8 protein-coding genes are annotated in these 10,615 nt (G+C 70.4%); 7 read left to right on the top strand and 1 reads right to left on the bottom strand.

Annotation, left to right across the window (positions count from 1 at the left end):
• The 3 genes from HY703_07315 to HY703_07305 all read left to right on the top strand — a co-directional run.
• The coding region (locus HY703_07315) for a 2-isopropylmalate synthase (protein ID MBI4544984.1) at window positions 1-923 on the top strand (923 nt) is incomplete at its 5' end.
• Between the two features lie 33 nt (window positions 924-956).
• A complete protein-coding gene (locus HY703_07310; protein MBI4544983.1) occupies window positions 957-2,573 on the top strand; it encodes a DUF885 domain-containing protein in 1,617 nt (538 codons plus the stop codon).
• 101 nt (window positions 2,574-2,674) lie between these two features.
• Window positions 2,675-3,670, top strand: coding sequence for a quinone oxidoreductase (locus HY703_07305; protein ID MBI4544982.1), 996 nt, complete (start codon window positions 2,675-2,677; stop codon window positions 3,668-3,670).
• Window positions 3,671-6,788: 3,118 nt separating this feature from the next.
• Here HY703_07305 and HY703_07300 read toward each other — a convergent pair.
• Complete coding sequence (locus HY703_07300; protein MBI4544981.1) at window positions 6,789-7,541, bottom strand: hypothetical protein; 753 nt, start codon at window positions 7,539-7,541, stop codon at window positions 6,789-6,791.
• 404 nt (window positions 7,542-7,945) lie between these two features.
• On the opposite strand from HY703_07300, the gene fabG reads away from it, so the two are divergent.
• The 4 genes from fabG to HY703_07280 all read left to right on the top strand — a co-directional run.
• Complete coding sequence (gene fabG, locus HY703_07295; GenBank protein ID MBI4544980.1) at window positions 7,946-8,854, top strand: 3-oxoacyl-ACP reductase FabG; 909 nt, start codon at window positions 7,946-7,948, stop codon at window positions 8,852-8,854.
• An 8-nt stretch (window positions 8,855-8,862) separates the two neighbouring features.
• Window positions 8,863-9,630 carry an enoyl-CoA hydratase/isomerase family protein gene (locus HY703_07290; GenBank protein ID MBI4544979.1) on the top strand — a complete coding sequence of 256 codons (768 nt, stop codon included), beginning with the start codon at window positions 8,863-8,865 and terminating at the stop codon, window positions 9,628-9,630.
• Window positions 9,615-10,391, top strand: a complete 777-nt coding sequence (locus HY703_07285) for a hypothetical protein (protein ID MBI4544978.1) — start codon at window positions 9,615-9,617, stop codon at window positions 10,389-10,391. Before HY703_07290 ends, HY703_07285 begins: the two co-directional genes overlap by 16 nt.
• Window positions 10,392-10,442: 51 nt before the next feature.
• Window positions 10,443-10,615: NAD-dependent isocitrate dehydrogenase (locus HY703_07280; protein MBI4544977.1), on the top strand; the 173-nt coding region annotated here is incomplete at its 3' end.

Below are 10,615 nucleotides of genomic sequence, written 5' to 3'. Positions count from 1 at the left end.
GTCAGGAGACGGGCATCCCCATCGAGGCCTGCACCTTCATCGGCTCCTCTCCCATCCGCCAGTACGCCGAGGACTGGACGCTGGACCGGATGCTGCGCGCCACGGAGGAGGCCGTGAGCTTTGCCGTGGCTGAGGAGCTGCCGGTCATGTACGTGACGGAGGACACCACGCGGGCGCGGCCCGAAGCGCTGAAGCGGCTGTACACGGCCGCGATCGAGTGCGGCGCCCGCCGTCTCTGTCTGGCCGACACCGTGGGCCACGCCACGCCGCAGGGCGTGCGGCAGCTCGTGCGCTTCATCCGCGAGGAGGTGGTCCGCCCCACGGGCGAGGACGTGAAGCTGGACTGGCACGGCCACCGTGACCGCGGGCTGGCGCTGGCCAACACGCTGGCGGCCGTCGAGGCCGGAGTCGACCGGGTGCACGCCACCGGGCTGGGCATTGGCGAGCGCGTGGGCAACACGGAGATGGACATCCTGCTGGTGAATCTCAAGCTGCTGGGGCTGCACGACGCCGACCTGTCGCGGCTGCCCGAGTACTGCGCGAGCGTGTCCCGCGCGACCGGGGTCCCCATCCCGCCCAGCTATCCGGTGATGGGCGCGGACGCGTTCCGCACGGGCACCGGCGTGCACGCGGCGGCGATCATCAAGGCGCGCGCGAAGGGCGACGACTGGCTGGCGGACCGCGTGTATTCCGGCGTGCCGGCCGGCTACTTCGGCCGGCGCCAGCGTATCGAAGTGAGCCACGTGAGCGGGATGTCCAATGTGAAGTACTGGCTGGCGGAGCACGGCTACGACTCGAACGACGACGGGCTGGCGCAGCAGCTCTTCGAGCTGGCCAAGCGCGCGGACCGGGTGCTGTCCGATGACGAGCTGCACGCCTGCTGCCGGCAGCGCGGCGCGGCGCCGCGTGCGGCGACCGCCTGATGGTGGGCGGCCCTTGAGGGCGAGTCGCGCGGCATGAGCGAATTCGGCGGGCTGCTGGAGGAGTTCTTCGCCGCCTGGTGGCGCGAGAATCCGACGCACGCGACCGCCGTGGGGCTGCACGCGCACGACGGCGAGCTCGAGCGCTACGATCCCGCCTCGCTCGCGGAGCGAGTGCGCCTCTATCGGGAGTATCTGCGGCTCTTCCAGCGGGTCGAGCCCCGCAATGCGAGCGAGGAGCTGGATCGCGAGCTGGTGGTGAATCAGCTCCGCTATCAGCTCGAGGAGCTGGACTCGCTCCGCACCTTCGCGCGCAACCCGGTGCTCTACCTGGAGGCGCCGCTCGGCTCGCTCTACCTCATGGCGGTGCGCGACTACGCGCCTGCGCACGAGCGGGCGCGCCGCGCCACGGAGCGGCTGTTCGAGCTCGGCCGCGTGCTGGAGGAGGCGCGCGCCAACCTGACCGAGGCGGCGCCCATCCTGGTGCAGACGGCGGCGGAGATGGCGCGCCACGGCCGGGACCTGCTCGAACGCCTGCTGCCGCTCTCGCTGGGCGCCGCGCTGCGCGAGGAGGGCGCTGCCTTCGCGCGCTGGGACAGCGCCCGGACCGCGGCGGCCACGGCGCTGACCTCCTTCGCGGATTGGCTGGAGACGGAGCTGCTGCCGTGCGCTGCCGGCGACTTCGCGATCGGCCGCGCCGGATTCGAGAAGAAGCTGCGCTTCGCCCATGGGCTGGAAGACTCGGCCGACGCGCTGCTGGCTTACGGCGAGGCGCTGAAGCGGGAAACCGAGGAGGCGCTGGCCCGGGTCGCCCGTGAGATCGACTCGCGCCAGCACTGGCGCGCGCTGACCGAGTCGCTCAAGGACGAGCACCCGAGGCCGCAGGACCTGATCTCGGCCTATGCCTCGGAGGTCGAGCGGGCCCGCGCGTTCCTGCTGAGCCGCGAGCTGGTGAGCATACCGGGTGGGGAGTCGCTCGAGGTCACCGCCACGCCCGAGCACCTCCGGCCACTCATCCCGACCGCCGCCTACCTCATGCCCGCGCCCCACGACCCACCGCAGACGGGGCTCTTCTTCGTGACCCCGCCGCCGCGCGAGGTCGAGGGCCGCGTGCTGCGCGAGCATTCGGTCTACGCCATACCGGTCACGGCGCTGCACGAAGCCTATCCGGGGCACCACCTCCAGTTCATCCGCGCCATGGACGCGGAGACCGAGCCACGGCGCGTGTTCACCACTTCCGTCTTCGCCGAGGGCTGGGCGCTCTATTGCGAAGAGATGATGTGGGAGCAGGGATTCTACTCTGACCCTCGCCAGCGCCTGCTGCAGCTCAACGGGCTGCTCTGGCGCGCCTGCCGCGTGGTCGTAGACGTGGGACTGCACGCCCGCGGCTGGCTGCCCGAGCAAGGAATCGAGTACCTCGTGCGCGAGGCGGGACTCGAGCGCCACAGTGCCACCATCGAGGTGCGCCGCTACTGCGGCGAGCCGACACAGCCGCTCAGCTACGCCGTGGGCAAGCGCGAGATCCTGCGCTTGCGCGAGCAGGCCCGCGCGCAGCAGGGCAACGCCTTCCGCCTGCGCGACTTCCACGACCGGCTGCTGGGCTGGGGAACGATTCCGCCCGCGCTGATCGCCCGGGGCATGGGGCTGGGTTAGGACCACCCGGGCAGGGGTGCGGAGCCCCTACGTGTGCGGAAGCAGGGCCGGCGCTCTCGCCGCGGTCCCGACCTTTTCTCTCAGGAAGTTGAAGAGCCCAGATGCGCGCGGTGCGGGTGAGCGAACATGGCGGCCCCGAGGTGCTCCGGCTGGAGGAGCTGCCGCTGCCGCAGCCGGGCGCGGGTGAGGCGCGCGTGCGCATCGCCCTGGCCGGCGTCAACTACATTGATGTCTACCAACGCACCGGCCTCTACCCCCAGAATCTTCCCTTCACGCCGGGTTCCGAGGCGGCGGGAGTGGTAGATGCCGTGGGCGCCCGCGTCACCGGAGTGCACCCGGGTGACCGCGTCGCCTATGCCACCACGCTCGGTTCGTATGCCGAGTACGCCATCGTCCCCGCCGCCAGTCTGGTGCCGGTTCCGGAGGGCATCGATCTGGCCGCAGCCGCAGCCCTGCTGCTCCAGGGGCTGACCGCGCACTACCTGACCCAGACGACGGTTCCGCTGCAGCCGGGGCAGACCGTGCTGGTGCATGCGGCGGCGGGCGGTGTGGGGCTGCTGCTCGTGCAGCTTGCCCGGCGGCGTGGCGCGCGCGTGCTGGCCACGGTCTCGACTGAGGCGAAAGCGGAGCTGGCGCGGAGCGCGGGCGCGGCCGAGGCAGTGCTGTACACGCGAGAGGATTTCCCGACGGCGGCGCGGCGTTTCACGGGCGGGCGGGGCTTGGACGTCGTCTACGACGGGGTGGGACGTTCTACCTTCGAGGGCAGCCTGGACTCGCTTCGGCCCCGCGGAATGCTGGTGCTGTACGGCCAGGCCAGTGGCGCCGTGCCGCCACTCGATCCGCTGCTGCTGGCGCGCAAGGGCTCCCTGTTCCTGACCCGGCCAGTGCTCGGGGATTACCTGCGCGACCGCGCCGAGTTGCTGGACCGCGCCCGCGACCTCTTCGGCTGGCTGGAAGCCGGCGAAGTACGCGTCCGCATCGACCGCGTGCTGCCGCTCGCTGAGGCGGCCGAAGCCCACCGGCTGCTCGAGGCGCGGAGCACGGCCGGGAAGCTGCTGCTCGAGTGCGTCGCGGCGCCATCGGTGGTGGCGGCCTGATCCTTCCTCGCCCACTCTTCGCGCGTGAGCAGCCGCAGCGCTTCGAGCTGGCGCGCGGCTAGGGAGGCGTTGAGCGCGTCCAGCTTCTGCCCGGCCAGCGCGGCGAAGCGGCCGGCTGCCTCCTCGAGCTGGCCCGCCAGCACATCCTTGCGCAGGAGCTGCGAGTCCGTGGGCCGGCCGTCGTAGCCGCTGACCGCACCAAACAGGTTGCCCAGCTCCTCCCGCAGCTTCTCTTCCCGCGCGATCGCGCCTTCTTTGCTCGAGACCACGCTCTTGCGGAACGCCTCGAGCTCGTCCGCGTAGGCGCTGAGGCGCCTGGCCAGCCCGCCGGCCGCCCTGGACTGCGCGCGCTGCCGCGCCTGGTCGCGCAGCTCCGTGGCCGCATCCACCAGGTAGGTGAGACGCCCGAGCAGGCGGTAGAGCTCCATGGCCGTTTGCTGCTGCAGCCGCCGCTCCTCCGCCGTGTGGCTCGAGCGCGGATCCGGTACCAGGGTGAGCTTCCCCTCGTAGACGGCTTTCCCCTTGATGAGCTTGAACGTGTACGTCCCTTCCGGCACTCGCGGCCCGACCAGCGTCCGGGCCAGCGTGGTCGCCGGCGGCATCTTGGGCGGCGGCAGGCGCATGGGCAGCTCGACACGGTTCAGCCCCCGCAGCTTGCCGCCTGCCATGGTGGAAACGAGCGCGCCGGTCGAGTCGTACACCTCGACCTTGAGGTCGCCGAAGAGGTGGCGCGCTTTCTGGTAGTAGACAATGCTCGCCGCCTCGGAGGGGTTGCGGCCTACGAACTCGTCGTCGCCCGGGAACTCCTGCAGCCCGCTGGCCAGCGGCATCACGGCGGGGCGGGAGGGCAACAGCACCAGATCCGCATTCAGCACGGCGGGCGTCAGGTGCCGGAGTGGCGTGATGTCGTCCAGGATATAAATGCCCCGGCCGTGCGTGGCGATGATCAGGTCGTGCTCCCGAGGATGGATGGCCAGGTCGCGCACGGCGACGCGCGGCAGGTCTCCCGCAAACCGAGCCCATGAGCCCCCGCCATCAATGCTGAGGTAAAGGCCGAGCTCGGTGCCCAGGAAAAGCAGGTCCGGGCTCTCGAGGTCCTCCTTGATAACGTGGGCGTACCCCTCGACGCCCGCGTCCGCCAGCGGCTCGAACGTCCGGCCAAAATCGCGGGTGCGGTAGGCATACGGCTTCATGTCACCCGTCTGGTGGCCGTCGAAGGTCACGTAGGCGACGCCGTCCGCGTGCCGTCCGGCCTCGACGTGCGAGACCCAGGTGCCGTGCGGGACACCGGGAACGTTGGCCGCCACATTGTTCCAGCTCCGCCCACCATTCCGCGTAAGCTGCAGCCTGCCATCATCGGTGCCGATCCAGATCACGTCCGGGTTCCGCGGCGACTCGCTGATGGTGTAGATCGTGGTGTGGTTCTCCGCCGTCGAGTTGTCCGGCGTAAGCCCGCCCGACTCCGCCTGCCGCTGCTTGGCCAGGTCGTTGGTGGTCAGGTCCGGCGAGATGCGCTCCCAAGATTCGCCACGGTCCCGCGAGCGGAGCAGGTACTGCGCGCCGGCGTAGAGCGTGCCCCGACGGTTCGGGCTGACGTGCAGGGGCGTGTTCCAGTTGAAGCGCAGCCTGGCCTCGCCCGCGCCCGCGTACGGACGGATGTCCTTGACTTCGCCCGTGGACCTCCGGTGGCGCAGCAGGCTGCCGCCCTGCCACTCGACGTAGATGTAGTCCGGGTCGTCCGGGTCGACAAAGGCGTGGAAGCCATCGCCAAAGCCGATGTTCTTCCAGTGCCGGTTCTGCACGCCGCCCACGGCGCGTGAGGGGCCCATCCAGGTGCCATTGTCCTGCAGCCCGCCATACACGTTGTACGGCCAGCCCAGGTCATAGCTCACCTGGTAGAACTGCGAGACGGGCAGGTCCCGCACCAGGCGCCAGGCGACGCCGCGGTCCTGCGACACATACACGCCGCCGTCCGTGCCCAGCAGCAGCTCCTGCGGGTTCTGCGGATTGATCCAGAGGGCGTGGTGGTCGGCGTGGACGCGGCCACTCACCCCACCGGTGAACGGCGAGGTGAAGCTCTTGCCGCCATCCGCCGAGACCGTCAGCCAGAGCGCAGGCCGGTAGACGCGGCGGTGGTCCGTGGGATCCACCACGACCTGCCCAAAGTAGAACGGCCGTGCCTGGATGTTGCTGGACGAGTTCACCTCCTGCCAGCTCTCGCCCAGGTCATCGGAGCGGTAGAGCGCGGTGTTCCTGGCCTCGACCAGGGCGTACACGACGCTGGGGCGGGAGGGCGCGACGGCTACGGCGATGCGCCCCTTCTCGCCCTCGGGCAGCCCGCGGGTCAGCTTGCGCCAGGTCGCGCCGCCGTCCATGGATCTGTACAGCCCGCTCCCCGGTCCGCCGGAACGGAAGAACCAGGGCCAGCGCCGGAACTGCCACATGCCCGCATAGACGACGCGGGCATCCTGCGGGTCGAGGGCGAGGTCCGAGCAGCCCGTGTCCTCGTCCACGTACAGCACGCGCTGCCAGGTCTTGCCGCCATCCGTGGTCTTGTAGACGCCGCGCTCCGGATGCGGATCCCAGAGGTGGCCGGTGGCGCACACCCAGACGGTCTGGCTGCTGGCCGGGTCCACGGCCATGCGGGCTATGCGCTCCGAGTCGCGCAGGCCCATGGCCCGCCAGGTGTCCCCGCCATCCTCCGTCTTGTACACGCCGCCGCCTACGGACACGCTGTTGCGCGTCCAGGATTCGCCCGTGCCGACCCACACCACCTTGGGGTTCGAGGGGTCAATGGCCAGGGCGCCAATCGACTGGGGGTGCTCGTCGAATACAGGCTGGAAGCTGGTCCCGCCGTCCCGGGACTTCCAGACGCCGCCGCCGGCCGAGCCGACGTAGATGAGGAGCGGCTGATCCCGCCGGGCCACGGCGTCGAGGGCCGCGATCCGGCCGCTCATGACGGCCGGGCCAATGGCGCGGGCACGCAGCCCGCCGAAGCTGGCGGTTTCGAAGCGGGCCTGTGCCGCGGCGGGCAGGGGGAAGAGGCCGCCCAGGACGAGAGCGGTGCAGGTGCGGACAGCCAGGGCATAGCGCATAGCAGGCCCCCTTTCTGGTCCCATCAACCCTTGCGCGCCGGCATCTTGAAGATGCTGTCCTCCACCGCCGGGTTCAGCTCGATCTTCTCCAGGGTGATGACCTGCCCGGCCGGCGCGCCCTGGATCCGATTCTCCAGCGAGTGGGGGAGGAGCAGCCCGCCGCCAATATCCTTGTAGTCACTGATAATGCCTTCGAAGTCCCTCTCGACCCCTTGAAACACCCGCTTGCCCTCCGTCTTGATGGGCAGAAAGGCGCCCGCGTCCAGGTAGTAGTAGCGGATGTTGCCGTTCCTCAGCGTGATCCGGATCTTGTAGGCCGGCGTGCCCTCCACCTCCTCGAGCCCGAGCAGCTCCAACTGATGCCCCTTCTCCTGGTAATCGATGAGCGGACTGTCGAATTCGGACTGCTCCTCCATGGCCTTGGCCTCGTCCGGCGGCATGAGCTCCGCCTCGCTCTTCCCCATGAAGGGCAGGAGCATCCACGCCGTCTGGCCATCAAAGGCCTGAATCCCGGTCATTCCCTGGATCGTGAACTCGACGCGCGCCATGGCCGGCCGCTTCGCCGTGATGGTGATCGGGGCCTCGAACCCCTGGCCGAAGGACATCTTGCCGGCCAGGCGCATGGAGTGGACGGCCTTCCAGTTCTCGAGCCCGCCCACAGCCTGGTAATACTTGCCCAGGACGTCCTGCAGGGACGCCGGAGCCGGCCCCTGGGCGGGCAGCGGCTGGGCCAGCAGTGCCGCCAGGATTGCCGGGATTACGCCATTCTTCCACATGGTTTGGCCTCCTTCGGCAGTCGAAGTAACGGGGAACCAGGCGGCCGAATGCGCCCGTACTTGAGAATTCGACCACTAACCGTTGCGGAGCCGTACCGTTGGCTGGATTCCGGCGTCCGATCCCTACTACGGCGCCGGCCTTACGGGTGCTTCAACGGGCGGAGAATCCGACCATTAAGCCAGCCGCAGCGGGCCGGCCGCCCTCGAAGCTAAGCACCGCGTGCCGGGCGCGCTAATCGGCTGGGTAGGCGTCGGCGCCGGCCGGGGCACGCCGCCGCGGACGAGCAGGGCTTGCTTGACAGCCAGGGGGTCGGCAGCCCACCTTCTCGCAACACCTGATCTGCTCGGCGCTTAGCCCACCTCATAGCGCGGGGAGTCATGCCGCCTGCAGCCAGGATCGCTCGGTGAGGGCGCGCAGCGCCCAGTCCTCCGGATTACCGGGTGCGCCGGCGCCCGGCCATAAGGTGCTGGACGAGGTCGAGGCACTGGAGGAGCTCCTCGCCCAGGTCGTGGAGGAGACCCAGGCCCGGCCCGCCCTGGGCGCCGGCGACCTGCGCGGGCGTGGCGCGCTGGTGACTGGCGGTGCCACGGGGATCGGCCGGGCGACCGTACTCGAGCTGGGGCGTTGCGGCGTCCACGTCGCCTTCAACTACGTTGATGATGGTGACGGACGCATGGAAGCAGAAGCGCTGCGCACCGCCGCCGAGCTACGCGAGCTGGAGGTCAACGTCTTGTGCCGCGCCTGCGACGTGCGGGACGCGCACGCCGTGGCCGCGTTCGTGCGCGAGACGTGCGACACCTTCGGCCGGCTCGATATCCTGGTGAACAACGCGGGGATCGCCCGCGACCGTGCGCTCTGGCACATGACCGACGAGCAGTGGTCCGAGGTGCTGGAGACCAACCTGACCGGCGCGTTCCACCTGGTGCGCGCCGTCGCACCCACGTTCCGTGCGCAGCAGTACGGCAAGATCGTGAACGTCAGCTCGATCCATGGCCTGCGCAGCGAGTTCGGGCTGGCCAACTACGCGGCCTCGAAGGCGGGCCTCCTGGGGCTGACCCGCTCGGCCGCGCTCGAGCTGGGGCCGTCCAACGTCAACGTGAACGCGGTGGCGCCCGGCTACATCCGCACGACCCGACTGACCGACGCGGTGCCGGCCGAGGTGCTGGACCACGCCCGCGAGCGGAGTGCGCTGCGGCGGCTGGGTGACCCGCAGGACGTAGCCCACGTGGTCGTCTTCCTGTGCTCCGAGCTGGCCCGCCACATCACTGGGGTGGTGATCCCCGTGGATGGCGGCGACCTGCTCTGTGTGTGACAAGGAAAATGCCCTACGACTTCCTGGAACTGCGCCTCGAGGGGGAGGTCGCCAGCCTGACGCTGAACCGCCCGCCTGCCAATCTGCTGCACATGCCGCTCATGGAGGAGCTGAACAGCGCGCTCCTCTCGCTGCGCGGCAACCGGGGCCTCGAAGTGCTCCTGCTGCGCGGCGCGGGCGGCGTGTTCTGCGAGGGGCTCGAGCTGCAGGAGCACCGCAGGGAGAGGGTGCAGCGCACGCTGCAGGTGTATAGCCGCATCTTCGAGACGATCCGAATGCTGGACGTCATCGCCGTGGCCGCCGTGGAAGGACGGGCCCTGGGGAGTGGCTTCGAGCTGGCGCTGATCTGCAATCTGATTGTAGCGGCGGACACCGCCACCTTCGCCTTGCCCGAGGTAGGCTACGGCCGCATCCCGCCCATTGCCTCCATCGTGCTGCCGCGCGTCACGCCGCGCCGCAAGGCCATGGAGTGGATCATCACGGGCAACAGCATCACGGCCGCCGAGCTCGCGCATTACGGCCTGGTCAACCGGGTGCTGCCGGTCGAGGGTTTCGACGCCCGCCTCGCCGAGTTCCTGGCCGAGATCACGAGCAAGAGCGGGCCAATCCTGCAGTTGGCCAAGCGAGCACAGTACGAGGCCTACTACTCGGCGTATGACGAGGCGCTGTTCCGCGTGCAGAACCTCTACCTGCGCGACCTGGTCGAGCTGGAAGACGCGGAGGAGGGTGTGCGCGCCCGCCTCGAGGGCCGCGAGCCGCAATGGTCCAATCGCTGAGGGGGCGTACCCGGGCGCGGCGGGGGGCACCCCGGCTGGGCGACAAGGGGATCTCCCCCTCTCGCCGTGTCGCCGTGTCGCCGTGTCGTCGTTTCCTTACTACCCGTGCCCTGGCCGCCGGACTCCTGGCCGCGGCCGGGGCCTGCGCCTCCAAGGCTCCGCCCTCCGCCGAGCGGCCGCCGCCGCCGCCGCCGGACCTGGCCGGAATGACCGTCATGGTGCTCCCCCTCCAGCCGGGCACCTGGCCGGGCAGTGTAGCGGCGGCGCCGCCCCGGCAGCCGGCGTCGGGGCAGCCGGCAGGCCGCGCAGCCGAGGGTGCCGGCACGGGCCGCGAGCAGCACGATGTTGACAGCGAGATCGCCTACTGGCTGGGCGAACGCGGGCCGCGCGTGCGCTGGGTTTTCCCGCCGCGCCTCGAGCGCGCACTGGCCCGCACGCCGGCACTCGGCATCCAGCTCCACTCCCTCGCCGTTTCCAGCTTCTACCGCGCCAAGGTACAGCGCATCGGGGACCCACTCTTCGGCGACCTGCGCCGCCTGGGCGCGCTGGTGGACGCGCGCTACGCGCTGCTGCCCGTGGCCGGCGGGTACGTGGCAGCCGTGGCAGGCGGCAGCCAGGTCGAGATCGCTGCGGCGCTGATCGACACCATCGGCGGCGACGTCCTGTGGTTCGGCGTGTTCCGCGGGGTGGCGGGCGACTTGCAGGATCCGGCCCTCATCCCGACCGCGGCACAGGCGCTGGCCCGCGGCCTCATTCCCTAGCGGAAGCGCCGGGCGGATGGCGGCAGAGTGGGGGACAGGGCAGGGGCGGTCATGGCCCAGGTCGTAACGCTCGTCCCTGGCGATGGCATCGGCCCGGCCATCACCGATGCTACCGTGCGCGTGCTGGCCGCCGCCGGCGCGGAGCTGGAATGGGACCGCCAGCTCGCCGGCGTGGCAGCACTCGACGCGCGCCATACCCCCCTCCCCGACGAGACTCTGGAGTC

The organism is Gemmatimonadota bacterium (assembly GCA_016209965.1).
Taxonomy (GTDB): Bacteria; Gemmatimonadota; Gemmatimonadetes; order Longimicrobiales; family RSA9; genus JACQVE01.
The sequence above is the reverse complement of the archived record's forward strand: the minus strand, read 5'-3'. Positions and strand labels throughout refer to the sequence as shown.